Genomic DNA, 18,361 nt, shown 5'->3' on the forward strand with positions numbered 1-18,361 from the left:
GTAGGCTCCGCGGGTGACGATCGTGGAGCGGCTGGTGCCGGATGAGTTGTGGGAGCTGTTCCAGTTGGTGGTGCCAGCTGCGCCGACACGTCCGCAGGGCGGTGGTCGGCGACGGCATGGGGATCGAGAGGTGCTGGCGGCGATCGTGTTCGTCGCGACATCGGGCTGCACCTGGGCCCAGCTGCCACCGTGCTTCGGGCCGTCCGGCCCGACGGCCCACCGGCGCTTCACCGAGTGGAGCAAGGCCAGGGTGTGGGCCAAGCTCCACCGGGTCCTCCTGGACGAGCTCGGCGCCAGGGGTGAGCTGGACTGGTCCCGCTGTGCGGTCGACTCGGTCAACATGCGGGCCCTGAAAAGGGGGAGCTGACGGGTCCGAATCCTGTCGATCGGGGCAAGTACGGCTCGAAGATCCACTTGCTCACCGAACGTACCGGTTTACCCCTGTCGCTCGCGATCTCGGGCGCCAACGTCCACGACAGCCAGGCCCTGATCCCGCTCGCCGAAGCCATCCCGCCGATCCGCTCCAGGCGCGGCCCGCGTCGACGCAGGCCCGGAAAGCTGCACGGCGACAAGGCCTACGACCACCGCTTCATCCGCACCTACCTGAGACGACGCCAGATCACCGCCCGCATCGCCCGCCGAGGCGTCGAGTCCTCCACGCGCCTTGGCCTGCACCGCTGGGTGATCGAGAGGACCGTGGCCTGGCTGAACGGCTTCCGCCGACTTCACCGCCGCTACGAACGCAAGGCCGACCACTTCGCGGCATTCGCCAGCATCGCCGCAGCCGTGATCTGCCACCGGCAACTCGTCAAGTGCGATAACTTCAAAGCTGTCAGCACATGATTGGCCGCCGCCCAGAGGCACCTTCAGGAGGCCGCATCCTGAGCTGGGCACTGCCAGTCGGCCGCGTCGATCGCATGGCCCGCCATGTCAGCGAGGTGGAAGCACTGGCCGTTGGCCCACACCGTCACCGAATCCGGCCGATGCACGACCTGGAAGGGCTCATCCCCACGCTGCGTCCCTGACCAGGAACCGTCCGCCGTCTGTGAGTGGGTGACAACGACGCAGGTCTGCTGCCGCTGGAGCTGGTAGGTGTCCGCCCAGGGCTCCACGGTCAGCTCCAGCGGCGCTTCACCGTCGTTCGTGATCAGCAACCGCGCGGTTCCCCCGGCGAACATCCAGCACTTCTCCTTACCTCTGCGGGCGATCTTTCAGGGCGAGCACCGTCCACAGCCGCACCTGGCCTGATCCTCACACACGAGATCAGGTTCGCCAGCGCTGTCCCCTTTCATCGGCCACTGCAGACCTTCCAAATGAGATGACTTCTAAGCCCAGGAAGAGCGCTGCCAGCGCATTGGCAGCCCCTGGCTACAAGAGTTCACCTGTGATCCGGACCCAGGTCAGACCGCCGGAAGCCGGAGCAAGTTGTGGGGTAAGTCATCCTTACCCCAGCCCGCTCCTGACGGAGCAAGTTGTCGCATAGGACGGTCCTACCGCCCGCCACACGCATCTGCCCTCGCCCAGGGGTGCGAGGGAAACCCCGGGGCCAAGGCCAGCGGGGAGGTCGCGAAGGTGCTGCGTTGCCAGGCCCGCAGGCCCAGAACTCAGCTCTCGTGCTCGGCGGCGATCCCTAGCACGCCGTTCGGCGACCACTCGTGCTCCAGGATCGAGTAGGTGATCGAGTCGCGCCAGGCGCCATGGACGAAGACGTGGTCGCGAATCCGCCCGTCCTCGGTCATACCGGCCCGCAACAGGGTGCGCGCCGATGCCTCGTTGAGCGGTGAGCGGGCCGCCCAGATGCGGTGCAGGCCCAGGGTGTTGAAGCCGAGGGCGCACAGCAGGTGAACGGTTTCCGTGCCGAGACCCTTGCCCCACTCGGCCGGGTGGAGGGCGAAGCCGATGGTGGCGGCCTGCTGCGGCTCGGTGGCTAGACGCGCGTAGCCGATCAGCCGGTGCTCGTCGAGCCGGGTGATGGCGAGGCAGTACTCGGTTCGCGGGATGGCGTTCGCGGAGGCGATGGAGCGGGCGGTGATCGCCTGAACCTGCTCGCGGGTGCGGGGTTCGAAGCTGAGGTGCCGGGTGGCCTCGGGGTCGCCGTAGATGGCCAGGAGGTCGTCGGTGTCCTCGGGTTCGACTTCGCGCAGGGCCAGGCGGGGGCCGGCCAGGTGGACTAGGGTCATGGCTGCGGAGCCTATCCGTGGGGTCACCGGACGAGGACCGAGGTCGGGGTGGCGGTGAAGGCCTCGATCTCCTCGCGCAGGTCGGCCGCCGCACCGACGCCGCGGCGACCGTCGCCGTGCAGGGCGGCGTGGACGCGCTGGGCGCTGCTGACGATGCCGAAGTTCCGCTGCTCAATGGGGAGGTCGAGCACCGAGCGGACGGCCTCGGCAGCTCCCTCGACCTCGCCTCGGGCGACGCGGGCGAGGGCGAGGTCGGTCTGGGCGCCGGCCTCGTCACCGAAGGCCCACTCGTCTTCGGAGGCGTCGCGGTAGGCGGAGGTCTCCTTCACCCGGTCGAACAGCTCGACGTAAAACTCCTCCCGCGCCTCGCCGAGTTGTCGATGACCGCCATGCGCAGAGACGAGACGGGGAAGGCAGCAGGGCACCGCCGGTAGCGTGGATCAGAGGTCCCTTGGCTTCGCGTAAGTCGCCGCGCCTAACGAGGCCCAGCGCTTCGCCCGGGCTATCGCAGTCCTGCTACCTACGCGGGACCTGCGGCGACCTCCGCCCTCATTCCTGGGTTAACCCCGCCAGCGGCAGTGATCATCGCTACGGTGAAACCCGCAAGGTTTGATCCTCGGTACCGGGTCTTGTAGGGGATGTCATGGGCAAACGTCGCGGCTTCTTCGCGGAGATGAACTACCAGGCGCAGCAGGCGGAGAAGCGCCGACGCCAGGAGCAGGCCGCTGCCCATCGCGCTCATCTTGCAGCGCAGCGCCAAGCCGAACAAGCCATGAGGGCATACGAACGCGCGCAGGTGGCGGCGGCAAGAGCCTCTGCCGCCGAGAAGAAGGCCGCGGAGCGTGAGGCTGCGCGACTCCATGTGGAGTCCAGGCTCGCCGAAGTCGAGTCCATGAACACCGATCTGGCCAGCGATCTTGCCGACATCGACAGTCTGCTCGCGTGGACTCTGGGCATAGACGACTTTGTCGATCTCGAATCATTGAAGATCTCGAAGGTCGAGCATCCTCCGTTCAATCCTCGTGGCCTGGCTGTCCCTGCGCCCAAGGTTACAGAGCCGCACTACGCGCCTGAGCCCGTGTATCAGGAGCCGACTGCACCCAGCGGACTCTCAGCCATGCTTGGCGGCAAAAAACGGCACCACCAGGCCATCGAGAAAGCTCGAGCCGCCTTTGAAAACGCGCATGGCTACTGGGAGCGCACCAGGCATGCTGCCCACAACAGATACCTCAAGGAAATGGCCCACCGCGAGAAGTTGGAAGCCAAGCGCGTGGCGGAACTGTCTGCCGCCGAGGAGAAATACAAGCAGGAATGCGAAAAGCGCGAGGCTGAGGCGTCGGCTCACAACGCCAAGGTCAGCAAGCTCATCAACGACCTTGCCTTTGATGTCGAATCCGCCATCCAGGAGTACGTCGGCATCGTCCTCTCCAACTCGATCTACCCCGAGGTCTTCCCAGTCGAGCACGATCACGCATTCAATCTCGCATCCCGCGAACTCGCGCTTACAGTCAGCGTCCCAGAGCCTTCAACCATGCCCTCAGTGAAGGGGTACCGATACGTGAAGACGAAGGACGAGATTGCCTCAACTGACCTGCCCATTCGCGAAAAAAAGGAGCGGTACGCGAACGCTGTCTGGCAGGTCGCAGTTCGCAGTCTGCATGAAGTCTTCGAAGGTGACCGCGCCGGCAAAGTGCATTCGATCGCGCTGACGGTCGGCGTCGATGCAATCGACCCCGCCACTGGCCGACCAACCGCCGTTCCTCTTGTCATCGTCGCCGCAGACCGCGAGACCTTAAACACCTTCGATCTGGCCAAAGTGGTCCCGCAGGCCACATTGCAGCACCTAGGTGCCGCACTGTCGAAGTCGCCATTCGACCTAGTCCCGGCAAACACCAGTCGCGGCATCCGCGTTCGAGGGCAGTGACAATGCGATTCAACCCACCGCCAGGGTGGCCTGCACCGCCCGAAGGCTGGACTCCCCCGCCAGGATGGAAGCCCGACCCGGCCTGGCCGACCCCACCACTTGGCTGGCAGCTCTTCGTGCCCGACGACGAGTCCAAATCGCACGACGACGTTGACGGGTCCGCGACCAGGCCAACTACCGAGACTTCCCCGGTCCCGGCACAAAGGTCACCGGCAACTAGGCCAGACCAGACATCTGCCAACCCGCCGACTCCGCCACCGTTCCGTGGAGTCGACCCCGCGCCGCTGTTGGCCCGAATCGCCGATCTCGAAACGGCGCTCGCCGCCACACAAAGTGGCGCCGACGTGATCGATCTCAGCGACCAGCGCGCCTTGCAGGACCTTGGCATCTACCGCTACCACCATCCTCTGGAGAACGCGGCGGCCTACAAAGACCGGCTGCGCAGTCTCGAAGGCCAGATCGACGACGTCATCAAGAGCAGCCGCGCGATCCTCGCCGCCGACATGTTCACCTTCGACGGATCTCTAGCCCGAGGACGGAAACTTGTCGGCGATCTGTCCAAGCTGATGCTGCGGGCCTACAACGCCGAGGCCGACAACTGCGTGCGTTCGTTGAGGTCAGGGAACGTACGCACCGCACAGAGGCGGCTGGAGTCGGCGGTCACGGCGATCGAGAGGCTCGGGGCAATCGTGGAGATGCGGATCAATCCCGAGTATCACGCTCTGCGAGTCACTGAACTCGAGTTGACTGCCGACTTCCAGATGAAGGTGCAGGAAGAGCGCGAACACGCCCGCCAGGAGCGCCAGCTTCTTCGCGAACAGCGCCAGGCTGAACGTGAGTTGGCTACCGAGAAGGAGCGGCTTGAGAAGGAACGAGCGCACTACATAAGCGTCCTTGCGTCCCTCCGCGCCAAGGGCGACGACACCGCTGCCACCGAACTCTCCAGCCGCCTTGCTGACATCGAAAAAGCCATCGCGGCCAACGACTACCGCATCGCGAACATCCGCGCTGGCTACGTATATGTCATCTCCAACATCGGCGCCTTCGGTCCGAACGTCGTCAAGATCGGCATGACCCGTCGCCTCGATCCGATGGACCGCGTCCGGGAACTCGGCGACGCTTCCGTGCCGTTCCGGTACGACGTCCATGCCCTGTTCTTCTCCGAGGACGCTGTGGCGTTGGAGTCCGAACTCCATCGGGCGTTCGCCGATCGACGCGTCAACTTCGTCAACGCGCGACGCGAGTTCTTCTTCACCACACCGTCCGAGGTCCGATCACTATTGGCAGACAGGGTGGGCGGCTTGCTTGAGTTCACGGAGGAACCCGCGGCTCTCGAGTACTTTCAGAGCCGCAACCGCTGGCCGCAGCAGAGCTGAATGTGGTTCACGGTTCCGAATCCGAGTTCATGCGATCCAACCGGGGCTGTCGTACGACAACCTTTACGACAACCCCGGCGGACTACGACGGAACTTCTCACCCTCCTACGGCAGACGCACCTGCGCGTCGCCCAGATAGCGGGCCCTCTTGAGCGGCCTGAAGAATGGAAGGCCGGTGGTTCGAGTCCTCCATACGGAGCTGACCAGCGGTTGAGCGACGCTCCCGCAGTCTCATCCGCTGCCGTCCGGCACCGTCCGAATCGTCACGTCCCTGATCCCGCTGCGCACGTACTCCGGTTGCAGTTTTGGTTGCGTTCACCCCCATCCAGCGACGTTCAGGGCCAGCAGGTGAGGCCGCTCCGCCCCAGGTCAGGAGGCCTGCGGCCGCTCACGGACAGCCGGACGGACAGTTGGAAAGCGTGTTGGGAGCAACCCCTCACGAGTTCGAATCTCGTATCCTCCGCCTTCGTCGTTCGGTCAGCGGGCCGCTGCCACCTGTTCCGGTGCGGACGGCAGGGCCTTGAGGCGGCTGACCGGGGAGAGCGTCAGGCCGATGACGACAGCGGCGGAGCCTGCGGCGGCCACGGTCAGGGCCCCTCGGGCGCCGAGTTGGCCGGTGAGCAGGCCGGCGGAGAGACCGCCCAGGGCGCCGCCGCCGAACAGCAGTGTGCGGAACGCAGCGGTCATCCTGCCCATCATCGATTGCGGCGTCGCGGCCTGGCGGAGGCTGACGATGACGACCCCGGCCACTCCGAGGCCCAGGTAGGTGGTGAAGAAGGAGAGGACGAACATCCCGATCATCACCGGTCGTGGCCCTGCGGCGGCGGGGATCAGGGACGGGCCGAGCAAGAGGGCGGACTGGGCGACCAGGTAGACCCGGCCGAGCGGGAACCGGGCGATGACCTTCCGCGAGATCAGCGCGCCGATCAGGCCTCCGACGGAGGCGGTCGCGAAGACGGCGCCGAGGGTCGTCGAGCCGAGGTGGAGGTCGTGGGTGCCGTAGAGAAGGAACATCGTCCACACCGTGATCATCGAGAAGTTGCAGCAGCATCCGATCAGCGCGAGGGCCCGCAGCACTCCGTCGTGCAGGACCCAGCCGAGGCCGTCCTTGAGTTCGCGCCACAGGTGTCGCTCGACGCCCGGTTCGGGGCGCGGCTCAGGTGTGCTGATGAGCAGGAGTGAGACGACGGACACCGCGTAGGAGCAGGCGTCGACGACCAGGGCCACCGGGGCGCTGAGCGCGGACACCAGGACCCCGGCCAGTCCCGGTCCGGCCACGTCGGCTGCGGAGGAGCTGGCGCCCATCTTGGCGCTGGCCTCGACGTAGTGCTCGGGACTCTTCACCAGCACCGGCACGTACGACATCCAGCTCACGTCGAACACCACCGATGCGATTCCGGCCGCGCAGGCAATCACCATCAGCACGGGCAGGTTGAGCGCGTGGCACCAGTACAGCACCGGTATCAGGCCGAGCAGGAGCAGCCGGACCAGGTTGGCGCCGAGCATGACCGGCCGCCGCCGATGCCGGTCCGCCCAGACACCGATCACCAGGGCGAGTCCGAGGTAGGGGACGAGTTGTAGGAAGCGCAGCAGCCCGACCTGTTCGTCGCTCGCGCCGAACGCGCCGATGGCGGTCAGCGGGAGCGCGAGGTTGGTCACCTGGGTGCCGAGCAGGGAGATCGTCTCGCCCAACCAGAACCGGAGGAAGTCGCCGTTGTGCCAGAGGCTTTGGTGCGGTGCGACCGTGGCGTCGGGTGTGGTCGAGGTCTGCGTCACCGGGTTCCCCTCGCCAGTTCGGCGACCGCACCGGCCACCGCATCGACCTCGTCCTCGGTGTTGTAGTAGTGCGGCGACAGGCGCAGGCACCACTCCACGTCCTTGTCGGCGAAGTCGTACTGGGCGAACTCCCGATAGCTGAGCGCGGAGTTGATGCCGCGCGCGTCCATCGCCGCCTTGAACGGCTCCGCCTCCCACCCCTCGATCGCGAACGTGACCAGCGCGGCCGGGGCCGGCCCCCGGTCCAGCGTCCGGACGCCGGGTACGGCGGCGAGTTGCTCGCGCAGCTGTCCGGCCAGGGCCGGGGTGCGCCGGGCGATCGGTTCGAGGCCCACCCGCAGCGCGTAGCGGACGGCGGCGGCGCAGCCGAGCACGGTGGCGTACGGGAACTCCCATTCCTCGAACCGGGCCGCGTTGGCGACCGGACGGTAGTAGCCGGGGGCGACCCAGCGCGCGCCGTGCATGTCGATGTGCAGCGGCTCGTACCCGGCGGCGAGCGCCCGGTCGGAGACGTAGAGGAAGCCCGAACCGCGCGGCCCGCGCAGGAACTTGCGGCAGGTGGCGGTGAGCAGGTCGCAGCCGATCTCCTCGACGTCGACGGGGTACTGGCCGACCGACTGGCAGGCATCGACCAGGTACAGCAGGTCGAGCTCGCGGCAGTGCCGGCCGATCTCGGCGACCGGCTGCACCAGGCCGGAGTTGGTGGGCACGTGCGTGACGGCGACCAGGCGCGGGCGGTGGGCGCGCATCAGCGCGGCCATGGCGTCGACGTCGACGCCGCTGCCGTCCGGGTGGTCGGGGGCGTGCACGATCCGGACGCCGTGGCGTTTGCGCAGGGAGAGGAAGGCGATCTGGTTGGAGATGAAGTCGTTGCGGGTGGTGAGGATGACGTCTCCGGGGCGGAAGTCGATCGCGGAGAGGGCCTTGGTGTAGGCGTGGGTCGCGCTCGCGGCGAAGGCGATGTTGTCCGGGCGGGTGCCGAGGAGTTCGGCGAGCGAGGCGTGGAAGTCGGCGACCTCGGTGGCCCGGGCGACGGAGGCCTCGTACCCGCCGATGGCCGCTTCCAGGTGGAGGTGGTCGAGCATCGCCTGGAGTACCGGACGCGGCATCAACCCGGCGCCGGCGTTGTTGAAGTGGATCACCGCCTCGCAGCCGGGGGTGTCGGCCCGGAGGGCGGTGAGGTCCAGGAGCGGTTCCGCACTGCGGCTGAAAGCGCTATTCTCATTCTTCATGTATGACGGTAGCAGTACCGAGGCTCTGGTGGCGATCCTCCGGAACGAGATCGCCCGGCTCGCCCCGGCCGATCGCCTGCCCAGCAGCCGCGATCTGATCGCACGTCACGGAGTCGGGCCGGTCACCGTCTCCCGGGCCATCGCACTCCTCGCCGCCGAGGGGGCGGTCGTCACCCGACCGGGGAGCGGAACCTACGTCGCCGCCCGGCGGCCGCCGGCCGCCGGTGCCGAACCGGACACCTCCTGGCAGGCGGTCGCCCTGGCCGGCCGCCAGCCACTCCCGGAACCCTCCGCCGAGCAGTCCGGCACACCGGCGGTCGGCACCATCGCGCTGTCCGGCGGCTACCTGCACGAGAGCCTCCAGCCCACCCGGCTGCTCGGCGGTGCCCTCGCCCGGGCCGCCCGCCGCCCGGACGCCTGGCACCGCGCCCCGGCGGCCGGTCTGTCGACACTGCGCACGATCTTCGCCCGACAGGTGGGCGGCGACGTGAGCCCCGAGGACGTCCTGGTGACCGGCGGCGGACAGGGGGCGCTGTCCATGCTGTTCCGCGCCATCGCGGCGCCCGGCAACCCGGTCCTGGTCGAATCGCCCACCTACCCCGGCGCGCTCGCCGCCGCGCGCTCCGCCGGACTCCGACCGGTGCCCGTACCGATCGACGACCAGGGCCTGCGCCCCGACCTGCTCGCCGACGCCTTCGCCATGACCGGCGCCCGGCTGCTCTACTGTCAGCCCACCTTCCACAACCCGACCGGCACCGTCCTCTCCCCCGAACGACGCCGACAGATCGTCGACGTCGCGCGTGCTGCCGGAGCCTTCGTGATCGAGGACGACTTCGCCCGCCATCTCGGCCACGGCCGCCCGGTACCGCGCCCGCTGATCGCCGACGACCGCGACGGCACGGTCATCCACCTCACCTCGCTGACCAAACCCGCCTCCCCCAGCCTGCGGATCGGCGCCGTCATCGCCCGGGGCCTGGTCATGCAGCGCCTGCTCGGCATGCGACGGGTCGACGACTTCTTCATCGCCCGCCCCCTCCAGGAAGCCGCGGTCGAACTGCTCAGCACCCCCGCGTGGGACCGCCACCTGCGCAACCTGGCCACCGCGCTGCGCCACCGCTGCACCGTCCTGGCCGACGCCCTGGTCCGCGAACTCCCCGATTGGACGATCACTCACGTCCCGCAGGGCGGCCTGCACCTCTGGCTGCGGCTTCCCCCCGGTCTCACGGAGGCGGCCGTCACGGACACGGCCCCGGCACATCGGGTCACCGTCAACCTCGGCCACCAGTACTTCCCGGCCGAGCCGCCCGCCGCCCACCTCCGCCTCGGCTTCGCCGGCACAGCCGAACCCGCCGACCTCGCCGAAGCCGCCGCCCGCCTCGCCATCGTGGCCTGACGCCCCGCGCCGACACCCGGCTGACTCCGCGACCACTTCGACGATCCCACGCGTGGTCTCAGTTCTGGTCTCATTCACCCCCGTCCGGCCGGGTTCAGCGCCTGTCCGCCGGTTCACTCCGCCGCAACGCAGGACGGGCTGTGACCATGGCGAGACGGCACGACTACGCCTTGTCGAGGTACGTGAGGACGGCGCGAACGCGGCGGTTGGTGTCGTCGTCGTCGAGGATGCCGAGCTTGCCGAACATCGAGGTGGTGTACTTGCCCACGGCGCTCTCGCTGAGGAAGAGGCGCCGGCCGATCGCCTGGTTGGACAGGCCCTCGGCCATGAGCCCCAACACGGCGGACTCGCGTTCGGTGAGCCGGTCCAACCCCCTGCTCGGGGAACTGGTGGACAGAAGCCTCGCGATGACTGCCGGGTCCATGGCGGTGCCTCCGCCCGCGACGCGTTCCAGCGCGTCGATGAACTGGTCGGCGTCGAAGACGCTCTCCTTGAGCAGGTAACCGATCCCGCCGGAGCCATCGGCCAGCAACTCCCGGGCGTAGAGCTGCTCGACATGCTGGGAGAGGATGAGGATCGGCAATCCCGGCATTTCGCGGCGGGCGGTGAGGGCAGCCCGCAGGCCCTCGTCCGACTGGTTCGGCGGCATCCGGACGTCGATGACGGATACGTCGGGGCGTACGCTGCGCAGCGCGTCGAGCGTCTCGGGGCCCGTGCTCGCGGTGGCGACCACCTTGTGACCGCAGGCCTCGATCAGGCGGACCAGGCCGTCGCGCAGGAGGTAGAGGTCTTCGGCTACAAGGATTCGCATGGCATCATCATGACCGCCTGGGTCGGGCCGCCGGGCGGGCTGGTGATCTCCAGGGTGCCGTCGAAGACGCTGAGACGGCGACGCAGACCGGCGAGTCCGCCGTGAGGGCGGACTTCCGCCCCGCCTCGGCCGTCGTCCCGGACCTCGACGACGAGGCCGGTCCCACTGCGCAGGAGGGAAACCCGCGCCCGGGTCGCCCGTGCGTGCTTGGCCGCATTGGTCAGCAGCTCGGCAACGCCGAAGTAGACGGCGGCCTCGATCGGCGGGTCCAGACGCAGCGGCGCGTCCGCGTCGACGGCCACATCGAGGGGGATGTCCATGGCGAGGGCGCGGACGGCGTCGACGAGCCCACGCTCGCTCAGCACCGGCGGGGCGACGCCCCGGATCAGCTCCCGGAGTTCGGACAGCGAGGCCGCGGCGCCGGCCTGGGCGTCACGCATCAGCGCTCTGGCCCGGTCAGGGTCGGTGTCCATCAGCTTCTGGGCGGTCGCCAGGGACAACCCGAGCCCGACCAGACGAGCCTGCGCCCCGTCGTGCAGGTCCCGCTCGATCCGGCGGATCTCGGCGGCCTGGGCGACCGTCACGTCCGCCAGCTGCGCGGTCAGTTCCTCCACCCTGTCCGCAAGAGCCATCGCGGGCGAGGGACGCAGGAAGCGGACGGCCACCGGCTCGACCAACCGCCAGGCGTACGGTGCAGAGGCGACTGCCACGACCACGGCAACCGCCCCGACCAAGCGCGCAGCGTGCTCCGGCCGCACCAGCCCGAGCACCGCCACCGCGGCGCCGCCCGGCGGCAGGGACGCGACCGCGCCTGCGGTGAGCGGCGCGATCGCGGTGAACCGCAGGTCACGCCAGTTCGCGGGGTCACGCCAGCGGACCCGCCACCTCTGGTCCATGAGGGCGTCCCGTCGGGTGCGCTCGTAGGAGAACCCGTTCCACCAGTAGCCGGTGGACATCCGCGTCACCGGCCCGGCCTGCCGGTATCCGGCGGGGACCACGGTCCCGGTCCAGCGGGTGACCAGGAAACGGATGACCTGACAGACCGGACGGGCGAGGGCGAGCGTGCCCACGACCACGAGCAGCAGTGGTGCGAGCCACGACCACGGATTCCCTGCTCCCCACCGGATCCCCAGCGCCACCGCGCCGCCCCATACCGCCGGGATCAGCAGGCAGACGGCCGCCACCACGCACGCCCGCCCGAACCCCACCCCGGCGCGTGCCACCCACGCACCCGACTGCTTCATCTCTCGATCCCCCGCACCGGTCCGAGGCTCCCACTGTGGCCGTCCAAAGCCTGCAGCAGCACGGGTCCGGTCGGGAGTGGGTCCAGCCCCACCCACCCGTACGGCCAGACCCATACCGCGCCGATCGGGCGCTTCGTAGCGTTGACATCACAACGACACGGAGGAGAAAGATCATGGTGGAGATCACCGCAGCTGCGTCGGCGGGCCTTCGCACATCCCCCGCCCGGGAGGCCTTCGACGACGTCAAGAAGTACATCACCCTCTTCGGTGTCGTCAGCACGATCGTCCTCGGGACGGTAGCCGTGATGGCCTTCACCCACCACCATGTGACCTCGTTCATGTGGGTCCGCGGTGGCATCCTGCTCGCGATCACCCCGCTACTCCACCGGTACGTCACCGAGGCGTCGGAGGGCTCCTACCGGGCCTTCGACCGCGTGCGCACGCTGGCCACGATCATGCCGATCGCCCTCATCGGCGTCGACCTGATCCCCGGTCTCTGCCCCTCCTGGTACGCCGTCCTGCAGGGCTTGTCCGCCCTGGCACTGGTCGCCGTCGCCTTCATCACCCGCGGTGCCGCCCTGAGCGCCGTGTTCCCCAGGAGGTGACGCCCCAGGATGAGCTCTTCCTCCCTGACAGCCGGGGCCCTGGTGGGTTCCGGCCGTCGGTCGTTCGCCGGCCGCGACCGGGAGCACGTCCCGGATGCTGCCGATCGTGTTCCGCCGGTGCTGGTCCCGACCACCGAGATCGCGGAGGCCGAGGCCGACGGGACTGGCATTTGTGCCTGGCCGGCGCCGAATACGGACCGCTCCGCAGGGCCGCTTCCGAGTACTGGCCGCACGGCGTGCTGCCGATCCTGGACTGGGGCTGCGGCATGTATGCCGCCGTGGACTGCCTCGACCCCGCAGCGCCCGTTCTGCTCTTCGAGCCGAACGCCGGGCCCGAAGACCGGGCCGACGCATGGTTTCTCGACTCGCCGTCCCTGGTGCGGTGGCTGAGTTCCTGGCTGGAAGGAACCGGCTGGTGGGAGGAAGAGGTCATGATGACCGAGGACGTGCAGGAACCCATGCCCTGGCCCGATGCCTCACAGCGTCTCGCGGCGAACGGCTGAGCGAGGCACGCGGCATGTTGACCAGTACCGAGGATCGAGAGAGCACAGGGACCCAGTGACGACAAGCAAGCTGCGGCTGTTCGCGGACTACTTCCAGCTCCACGTGATGGACGAGAACGCCGAAGATGATCTGGGTGACGCCTGGACCGCCGATGCGGTATCGGACGCCCTCGCGGTCTCGGAGCAGACGCTCGGCATCGGCACCGAGGTCAACACATTCGTCGACGTGACGGTCGAGCTTCTGGACCACCCGCCGGGCGACGCCGGCGAAGCCTTCGACCACGTGGTCGAGGCAAGCGTCGAGGTGCCCTCCGGTCGCATCGCAATCCTGGGATGCACCGACTACCTACCGGATGCCGCGCGGTTCGACGTCCCCAAGGGCTTCGTGCGCATCCGCGCGTCGCGCTCGAACCTGGCCAACGTCCGACAGCCGGGCGAAGACGGACCCAAGGCACCAGAAGACACCGAGCAGGTTCACCTCCAGGTCTGGCCCGCTCCCCACAACTCTCCGGTCGTGATCAAGCGATGGACGCCGGCCAACTGACCCGCTGCAGGGTTGCAGTTCTGGGGTCCTCTGTCATCCGGCGGCCTCCACCAGTGCAGCCACTATGTCCCGGATCCATCACCGTCCGGAGCACCGACGGCTACCTGTGGAACCGCATCCGCGGCCACGACGGCGACTGGACCGCCTGGGACCGCATCCCCGGCCCCAGCTGAGCCGGCGGGGTGGGGGTCAGGGCAGGGGCTTGGTGAGGCAGACCGTGTCGTCGGTCCCGAGGTGCGGGGCCGGGCGGTAGCCCTCGGCGGTGTAGAGGGCGATGTTGCGTTCGCTGCGGGCGCCGGTGAAGAGGACGGCCCGGGTGCAGGCCGGGTCGGCGGCGGACTCGGCGGTGCGGAGCAGCCAGCGGCCGAGGCCGTGGCCGCGGAGGTCGGGGGCGACGCAGAGTCGGCCCAGGTGCCAGTCGGTTCCGGTGCGGCGGGCCCGGGCCATGCCCAGGAGGCGGCCGTCCCGCCAGAGGCCGGTGGTGTGCCAGGTCGCGAGCCAGTCGCGGATCTGCTGCGGCGACTCGTGCAGGGCGGGGACGTCCAGGGTGTCGTTCGCGAGGGCCTCGTCCACCCAGCAGCAGCGCTGGAGGACGGTGGCCTCGGGCGCGTCGTCGGGGGTGAGCGGCCGGACGTACGAGCCGGCCAGCGGGCCGGGCTCGGTCCCGGGGCGTTCGCGTTCGCGCAGGGGGCGCAGGGCGTGGGCCACCCGCACCAGTTCGTCGAGCATTCCGTGGGCCGCTCCGTCGAGGGCCGGGGTGGGGCGGACCCGGCCGCCCTCCACGGTGTCGGCGAGGCGGATCGCCACCGTGGCGGCCAGCGGGACCAGGCGCAGCGCGGTCGCGATCTGCTTGGCGTGCTGGACGGCCCGGGTGCCGGCCGAGGTGTTGCCGTAGCCGACGAAGCCGATCGGCTTCCAGGCCCACTCCCGGTGGAGGTAGTCCAGCGCGTTCTTCAGCGTCGCCGGCATCCCGTGGTTGTACTCGGGGGTCACGACGACGAAGCCGTCCGCGGCGTCCGCGATCGCGCTCCACCGCCGGGTGTGCTCGTTCCGGTACGCGCCCGCCGCCGGGTGGTCCTCCTCGTCGAGGAACGGGAGGCCGAGGTCGCCGAGGGCGACGGGCACGAGTTCGACGCCGAGTTCGCCGGCCCGGGGGGCGAGGGCTCCGGTCAGCCACTCCCCCACGGCGGGGCCGAGGGCGCCGGGGCGGTTGCTGCAGACGAGGACGAGGACGCGCAGGCTCTTCGTTGACATGGAAATGAAATTAGCCGGTAGATTGATGACATGTCAACGAAATGGCTGAGCCCCGACGAGGAGCGCGCGTGGCGCGCCTTCCGCCGCACCGTGGCCGCCGTCCAGGCCGGTACGGTGCGGGACCTGGCCGAGGTCGGCCTCTCCGAGCCCGACTACGAGGTGCTGAGCACCCTGTCCGAGCGCCCCGGCCGCACCAGCACCCTCCACGAGCAGGCCGCGAAGATGGACTGGTCGCGCAGCCGCCTCTCCCGGCACGCCACCCGGATGGAGGAGCGCGGCCTGCTGCGGCGCGAACCGGACCCGGCGGACGGTCGGGGCTGCCTGCTCGTCCTCACCGAGCACGGCTTCGACACGCTGGCCGCCGCCGCCCCGGCGCACGTCGCCTCCGTGCGCCGGCACTTCATCGACCGGCTCACCCCCGGGGACCTCGCCGCCCTCGAAGCGATCGCCGGGAAGGTGCAGGGCACCGGCGACTGAACCGGCCGACGCGCGAAGGGCCCCGGCCGGCGAACCGGTCGGGGCCCTTCGTCGCACTCCGCGGGTCAGGCGGCGCAGCCGGGCGCCGGGCGGGGCAGGCGGGTGCGGATCGCCCAGGCCGCCGCCGCGAGGGCGAAGCCGTAGACGGACACCAGGCCATGGCCGTTCTCCTGGGCGATCCACATCGCGAGGCCGAGCGCCGGGACGCCGGCGGCCAGGGCGAGCTCCTTGGGGAGGCGGGTGCGGGTGAGGAAGGCGAGGGCGAGGGTGGCGCCGAGGAAGTAGGTGGCGCCGGAGCTGCCGGCGAAGTTGCGGGGGTCGGTGCTCGGGCCGTCGCCGAGGCCGAGCAGGGAGTCGAGGCGGCCGGGCAGCAGGATGCCGGCGAGGAAGAAGCCGAGGGTCAGCGTGCCGCCCCAGTACCACTGGGCGAGCGCGGCGACCGCGGCGAGGGTGAGGAGGTTCCACAGGCCGCCGAAGAGGCCACCGTTCTGCATGAACACCGAGGTGAACTCGCGCCACCAGCCGGACCTGGCCGGGTCCGCGTCGAGCGCGTCCATGGCGCCGGACCAGGCGAGCTGGAGCAGGACACCGCCGACCGCGAGCGCGGTCAGCGCGACCGCCGCCCATGGGAGCGGCCGCCCGCGGAGGGTGTCGCGGCCGACCACGCCGAGCCCGCAGTTGACCATCATGACCATCAGCGCGGCCGTGGTCACGTTGAAGACGATCGCCCCCATGACTGGCTCCTCCCCCGGGCTACGGCGCTTTCCAACACCGTTCGAAAACCTGATGACGCCAAGCTAGCACAGTTTTCGAACGGTGTTGGAAAAGGCGGTACGGTGAGCACCATGAAGCTCACCAAGGACCGCATCGTCGACGCGGGCATGGCCGTCTTCGCCGAGTTCGGCTACCAGAACCTGTCCATGCGCCAGGTCGCCGACCGCCTCGACACCCACGCGGGCAGCCTCTACTACCACGTGCGGGGCAAGAACGAACTGCTCGCCCTGATGGCCGACCGGGTCTGCCGCCGCGCGTACGACGCCGGCACCGCGGCCCTGGAATCCCTCCCACCGACCGCCGGCTGGCAGGACCGCGTCCAGGCCCAGGCCACCGCCCTGCGCCGCAGCATCAAGGAGCACCGCGGCGGCGCCCAACTCCTCGCCGAGAGCCCCGGCATGCTCAGCACCGGCGCCCTCTCCCTGATGGAACGCCTGCTGCGCACCCTGCTCGACGGCGGGCTGCCCGCCGACCGCTGCGGCATCGCCGCCGACACCCTGCTCAGCCACGTCACCGGCTTCGTCCTCCAGGAGGAGAACCAGCCCGCGGCGCCGCCGCCCGTCAGCGCCGAGCTGTACGCCGAGCTGTGCGAACGCTTTCCCCTGATCATGGGCCCGCTGATGCCGCGGCTGGGCCAGGACGAGAAGTTCGAGCGGAGCGTCCGGCTGCTCTGCGCCGGATTCGCGGCGCTCTCCTGACCGGTCGGCCCCTCCCGAAACCGACCGGGCGCGGGCTGGACGGTCAGCGGCGGGGCGGTCAGGGGCTGGGCGGGATGTTCTGGTTGACGCGGAAGAAGTTGTCCGGGTCGTAGCGGTCCTTGAGGGCGGTCAGCCGCTCGTACTTGGCAGGGCCGTAGGCCTCCAGGACGCGCTCGCGGCCCTCCTGGCCGAGGAAGTTGACGTACACCCCGCCCGCCGAGAAGGGGCGCAGCTCGGCCCAGAAGCGCCTGGTCCAGGCGATGTGGGGTTCCGAACTGCCCTGCTCCCAGCGGCTGTTGATGTTGACCAGGTACGGCGCCGCGCGGTGGGTGTAGGCGGTGTCCTGGGGGGCGACCCGGGAGATCGCGCCGCCGAGGAAGACGACCTTGACGTCGGACAGCGGGGAGCTGAGCGCGGCGAAGTTGCGGGCGATCGCCGCGATGGCGCCGTCGTCCAGGACGGCCAGGTACTCGGACTTCCAGTAGTTCCGCGCGCCCGGGCCCCATCCCTGGTCCAGCATCTGCTGCCACTGGACGTACGGGCGGGCCCGCACGGTGTCCGCGAGGACGCCGGGCAGGGCGCGGAGCGGGGCGACGGCCGGCCCGCCGGCGTCCGGGCGGCCGGCCCAGCACATCCCCACCCGCACCACCGGGGCGCCGTGCAGCCGGGGCGGCAGGAACGGCGCGGCCGGGGCGAGGCCGAGGACGCAGGAGACGAAGAGCTCGTCCGGGGCTCCGGCCAAGTGGTCGCGGACGGCGGCGAGGGTCTCGGGCAGCCGGGCGGCCGGGAGGAAGACCGCTCCGCAGAGCACGCGCGGGCCGACCTCGTGCAGGCGGTAGGTGAAGGCGGTGACGATGCCGAAGTTGCCGCCACCGCCCCGGATCCCCCAGAACAGGTCGGGGTGGTCGGCCGGGCCGGCGGAGACCTGGCGGCCGTCCGCGGTCACCAGCTCGACCTCCAGCAGGTTGTCGCAGGCCAGGCCGTACGCCCGGCTCAGCCAGCCGAAGCCGCCGCCGAGGGTGAAGCCCGCGATCCCGGTGCCGGACATCAGGCCGCCGGGGGTGGCGAGGCCGAAGGCCTGGGTCGCGTGGTCGAACCCGCCCCAGGTGGCGCCGGGCCCGGCCCGGGCGATCCGGCGCCCGGCGTCCACCCGGACGGCCTTCATCGGGGAGAGGTCGATGACCATCCCACCGTTGCAGACCGCGAGGCCGGCGATGTTGTGGCCGCCGCCGCGCACGGCCACCAGCAGGCCGTGGTCCCGGGCGACGGCCACGGCGCGGCGGACGTCGGCGGCGCCGGTGCAGCGGGCGATCACGTCGGGATGCCGGTCGATGGCGCCGTTCCAGACCGCGCGGGCGGCGTCGTACTCCGGATCGCCCGGCACGATCACCTGCCCGCGGAAGCCGCCGCCGAGTGCCGCGGCCGCCTTGGCGCCCATGTGCCCAGTATCCGGCGGCTCCCCCCGAGCGGCACGGGGAGCCGGCGCGACCTGGTGCGGCCCGGTGCGGCCCAGCGGGCCCGGTGCGGCCCGACGTCTCGATAGCGGTCGACACAATTCCTAGCGGCGCTA

The 18,361-nt window shown here is 70.0% G+C and carries 19 protein-coding genes; 9 read left to right on the top strand and 10 right to left on the bottom strand.

Going from position 1 to position 18,361, the window contains the following annotated elements; translation table 11 throughout:
• Positions 1-22: 22 nt before the first annotated feature.
• Positions 23-843 (top strand): IS5 family transposase gene (locus ACPC54_RS03090; RefSeq protein ID WP_498961533.1). Its coding sequence is split into 2 segments (ribosomal slippage): positions 23-352 and positions 355-843, totalling 819 coding nucleotides; the frame shifts between segments, so codons are not numbered across the junction.
• Positions 844-866: 23 nt separating this feature from the next.
• On the opposite strand, the gene ACPC54_RS03095 is transcribed toward ACPC54_RS03090, so the two are convergent.
• The 3 genes from ACPC54_RS03095 to ACPC54_RS03105 all read right to left on the bottom strand — a co-directional run bounded on the left by ACPC54_RS03095 (position 867) and on the right by ACPC54_RS03105 (position 2,509).
• Positions 867-1,178: a hypothetical protein gene (locus ACPC54_RS03095; RefSeq protein WP_498960598.1), complete on the bottom strand. Its 312-nt coding sequence runs from the start codon at positions 1,176-1,178 to the stop codon at positions 867-869.
• Between the two features lie 426 nt (positions 1,179-1,604).
• Positions 1,605-2,180 (bottom strand): GNAT family N-acetyltransferase, encoded by a 576-nt coding sequence (locus ACPC54_RS03100; protein ID WP_498960600.1) that lies wholly within the window; start codon positions 2,178-2,180, stop codon positions 1,605-1,607.
• Between the two features lie 23 nt (positions 2,181-2,203).
• Positions 2,204-2,509: a hypothetical protein gene (locus tag ACPC54_RS03105; protein WP_498960602.1), complete on the bottom strand. Its 306-nt coding sequence runs from the start codon at positions 2,507-2,509 to the stop codon at positions 2,204-2,206.
• A 314-nt stretch (positions 2,510-2,823) separates the two neighbouring features.
• On the opposite strand from ACPC54_RS03105, the gene ACPC54_RS03110 reads away from it, so the two are divergent.
• Together ACPC54_RS03110 and ACPC54_RS03115 are read left to right on the top strand one after the other, a co-directional pair.
• A complete protein-coding gene (locus ACPC54_RS03110) occupies positions 2,824-4,104 on the top strand; it encodes a hypothetical protein (RefSeq protein ID WP_498960604.1) in 1,281 nt (426 codons plus the stop codon).
• A 287-nt stretch (positions 4,105-4,391) separates the two neighbouring features.
• Positions 4,392-5,480: an SNIPE associated domain-containing protein gene (locus ACPC54_RS03115; RefSeq protein ID WP_498960606.1), complete on the top strand. Its 1,089-nt coding sequence runs from the start codon at positions 4,392-4,394 to the stop codon at positions 5,478-5,480.
• A gap of 477 nt (positions 5,481-5,957) precedes the next feature.
• On the opposite strand, the gene ACPC54_RS03120 is transcribed toward ACPC54_RS03115, so the two are convergent.
• Together ACPC54_RS03120 and ACPC54_RS03125 are read right to left on the bottom strand one after the other, a co-directional pair.
• Complete coding sequence (locus tag ACPC54_RS03120; protein ID WP_498960608.1) at positions 5,958-7,256, bottom strand: MFS transporter; 1,299 nt, start codon at positions 7,254-7,256, stop codon at positions 5,958-5,960.
• Positions 7,253-8,488 (bottom strand): aminotransferase class V-fold PLP-dependent enzyme, encoded by a 1,236-nt coding sequence (locus tag ACPC54_RS03125; RefSeq protein ID WP_498960610.1) that lies wholly within the window; start codon positions 8,486-8,488, stop codon positions 7,253-7,255. Before ACPC54_RS03125 ends, ACPC54_RS03120 begins: the two co-directional genes overlap by 4 nt.
• On the opposite strand from ACPC54_RS03125, the gene ACPC54_RS03130 reads away from it, so the two are divergent.
• Complete coding sequence (locus ACPC54_RS03130; RefSeq protein WP_498960612.1) at positions 8,487-9,881, top strand: aminotransferase-like domain-containing protein; 1,395 nt, start codon at positions 8,487-8,489, stop codon at positions 9,879-9,881. The genes ACPC54_RS03125 and ACPC54_RS03130 overlap by 2 nt on opposite strands.
• Positions 9,882-10,044: 163 nt before the next feature.
• On the opposite strand, the gene ACPC54_RS03135 is transcribed toward ACPC54_RS03130, so the two are convergent.
• Together ACPC54_RS03135 and ACPC54_RS03140 are read right to left on the bottom strand one after the other, a co-directional pair.
• Positions 10,045-10,692 (bottom strand): response regulator transcription factor, encoded by a 648-nt coding sequence (locus ACPC54_RS03135; protein WP_498960614.1) that lies wholly within the window; start codon positions 10,690-10,692, stop codon positions 10,045-10,047.
• Positions 10,677-11,936: a sensor histidine kinase gene (locus tag ACPC54_RS03140; RefSeq protein ID WP_498960616.1), complete on the bottom strand. Its 1,260-nt coding sequence runs from the start codon at positions 11,934-11,936 to the stop codon at positions 10,677-10,679. The genes ACPC54_RS03135 and ACPC54_RS03140 overlap by 16 nt, the downstream gene beginning before the upstream one ends.
• Before the next feature lie 173 nt (positions 11,937-12,109).
• Here ACPC54_RS03140 and ACPC54_RS03145 point away from each other — a divergent pair, with 173 nt between their 5' ends.
• The 3 genes from ACPC54_RS03145 to ACPC54_RS03155 all read left to right on the top strand — a co-directional run bounded on the left by ACPC54_RS03145 (position 12,110) and on the right by ACPC54_RS03155 (position 13,588).
• The gene (locus ACPC54_RS03145; RefSeq protein WP_498960618.1) at positions 12,110-12,541 is read left to right on the top strand and encodes a hypothetical protein; all 432 of its coding nucleotides are present in this window, start codon (positions 12,110-12,112) and stop codon (positions 12,539-12,541) included.
• A 236-nt stretch (positions 12,542-12,777) separates the two neighbouring features.
• The gene (locus ACPC54_RS03150; RefSeq protein WP_498960620.1) at positions 12,778-13,044 is read left to right on the top strand and encodes a hypothetical protein; all 267 of its coding nucleotides are present in this window, start codon (positions 12,778-12,780) and stop codon (positions 13,042-13,044) included.
• A gap of 55 nt (positions 13,045-13,099) precedes the next feature.
• A complete protein-coding gene (locus ACPC54_RS03155; RefSeq protein WP_498960622.1) occupies positions 13,100-13,588 on the top strand; it encodes a hypothetical protein in 489 nt (162 codons plus the stop codon).
• Between the two features lie 189 nt (positions 13,589-13,777).
• On the opposite strand, the gene ACPC54_RS03160 is transcribed toward ACPC54_RS03155, so the two are convergent.
• Positions 13,778-14,842, bottom strand: a complete 1,065-nt coding sequence (locus tag ACPC54_RS03160) for a GNAT family N-acetyltransferase (RefSeq protein ID WP_498960624.1) — start codon at positions 14,840-14,842, stop codon at positions 13,778-13,780.
• 30 nt (positions 14,843-14,872) lie between these two features.
• Here ACPC54_RS03160 and ACPC54_RS03165 point away from each other — a divergent pair, with 30 nt between their 5' ends.
• The gene (locus ACPC54_RS03165; RefSeq protein WP_498960626.1) at positions 14,873-15,319 is read left to right on the top strand and encodes a MarR family winged helix-turn-helix transcriptional regulator; all 447 of its coding nucleotides are present in this window, start codon (positions 14,873-14,875) and stop codon (positions 15,317-15,319) included.
• Between the two features lie 65 nt (positions 15,320-15,384).
• Here ACPC54_RS03165 and ACPC54_RS03170 read toward each other — a convergent pair whose 3' ends face one another.
• Positions 15,385-16,053: a hypothetical protein gene (locus tag ACPC54_RS03170; RefSeq protein ID WP_498960628.1), complete on the bottom strand. Its 669-nt coding sequence runs from the start codon at positions 16,051-16,053 to the stop codon at positions 15,385-15,387.
• Positions 16,054-16,164: 111 nt separating this feature from the next.
• Between ACPC54_RS03170 and ACPC54_RS03175 the strand changes: the two genes are divergently transcribed.
• Positions 16,165-16,791, top strand: coding sequence for a TetR/AcrR family transcriptional regulator (locus tag ACPC54_RS03175; protein ID WP_498960630.1), 627 nt, complete (start codon positions 16,165-16,167; stop codon positions 16,789-16,791).
• A gap of 58 nt (positions 16,792-16,849) precedes the next feature.
• On the opposite strand, the gene ACPC54_RS03180 is transcribed toward ACPC54_RS03175, so the two are convergent.
• Positions 16,850-18,229, bottom strand: coding sequence for an FAD-binding oxidoreductase (locus ACPC54_RS03180; protein ID WP_498960632.1), 1,380 nt, complete (start codon positions 18,227-18,229; stop codon positions 16,850-16,852).
• Positions 18,230-18,361 lie beyond the last annotated feature (132 nt).

This window comes from Kitasatospora sp. NPDC094028, assembly GCF_049543595.1.
Taxonomy (GTDB): Bacteria; Actinomycetota; Actinomycetes; order Streptomycetales; family Streptomycetaceae; genus Kitasatospora.

Bases quoted from the DNA above. Each gene is read 5' to 3' on its own strand.
- ACPC54_RS03165 (WP_498960626.1), top strand. From the start codon at position 14,873: ATGTCAACGAAATGGCTGAGCCCCGACGAGGAGCGCGCGTGGCGCGCC.
- ACPC54_RS03130 (WP_498960612.1), top strand. From the start codon at position 8,487: ATGTATGACGGTAGCAGTACCGAGGCTCTGGTGGCGATCCTCCGGAAC.
- ACPC54_RS03180 (WP_498960632.1), bottom strand. From the start codon at position 18,229: ATGGGCGCCAAGGCGGCCGCGGCACTCGGCGGCGGCTTCCGCGGGCAG.
- ACPC54_RS03125 (WP_498960610.1), bottom strand. From the start codon at position 8,488: ATGAAGAATGAGAATAGCGCTTTCAGCCGCAGTGCGGAACCGCTCCTG.
- ACPC54_RS03110 (WP_498960604.1), top strand. From the start codon at position 2,824: ATGGGCAAACGTCGCGGCTTCTTCGCGGAGATGAACTACCAGGCGCAG.
- ACPC54_RS03100 (WP_498960600.1), bottom strand. From the start codon at position 2,180: ATGACCCTAGTCCACCTGGCCGGCCCCCGCCTGGCCCTGCGCGAAGTC.
- ACPC54_RS03145 (WP_498960618.1), top strand. From the start codon at position 12,110: ATGGTGGAGATCACCGCAGCTGCGTCGGCGGGCCTTCGCACATCCCCC.
- ACPC54_RS03135 (WP_498960614.1), bottom strand. From the start codon at position 10,692: ATGCGAATCCTTGTAGCCGAAGACCTCTACCTCCTGCGCGACGGCCTG.
- ACPC54_RS03160 (WP_498960624.1), bottom strand. From the start codon at position 14,842: ATGTCAACGAAGAGCCTGCGCGTCCTCGTCCTCGTCTGCAGCAACCGC.
- ACPC54_RS03175 (WP_498960630.1), top strand. From the start codon at position 16,165: ATGAAGCTCACCAAGGACCGCATCGTCGACGCGGGCATGGCCGTCTTC.
- ACPC54_RS03095 (WP_498960598.1), bottom strand. From the start codon at position 1,178: ATGTTCGCCGGGGGAACCGCGCGGTTGCTGATCACGAACGACGGTGAA.
- ACPC54_RS03170 (WP_498960628.1), bottom strand. From the start codon at position 16,053: ATGGGGGCGATCGTCTTCAACGTGACCACGGCCGCGCTGATGGTCATG.
- ACPC54_RS03140 (WP_498960616.1), bottom strand. From the start codon at position 11,936: ATGAAGCAGTCGGGTGCGTGGGTGGCACGCGCCGGGGTGGGGTTCGGG.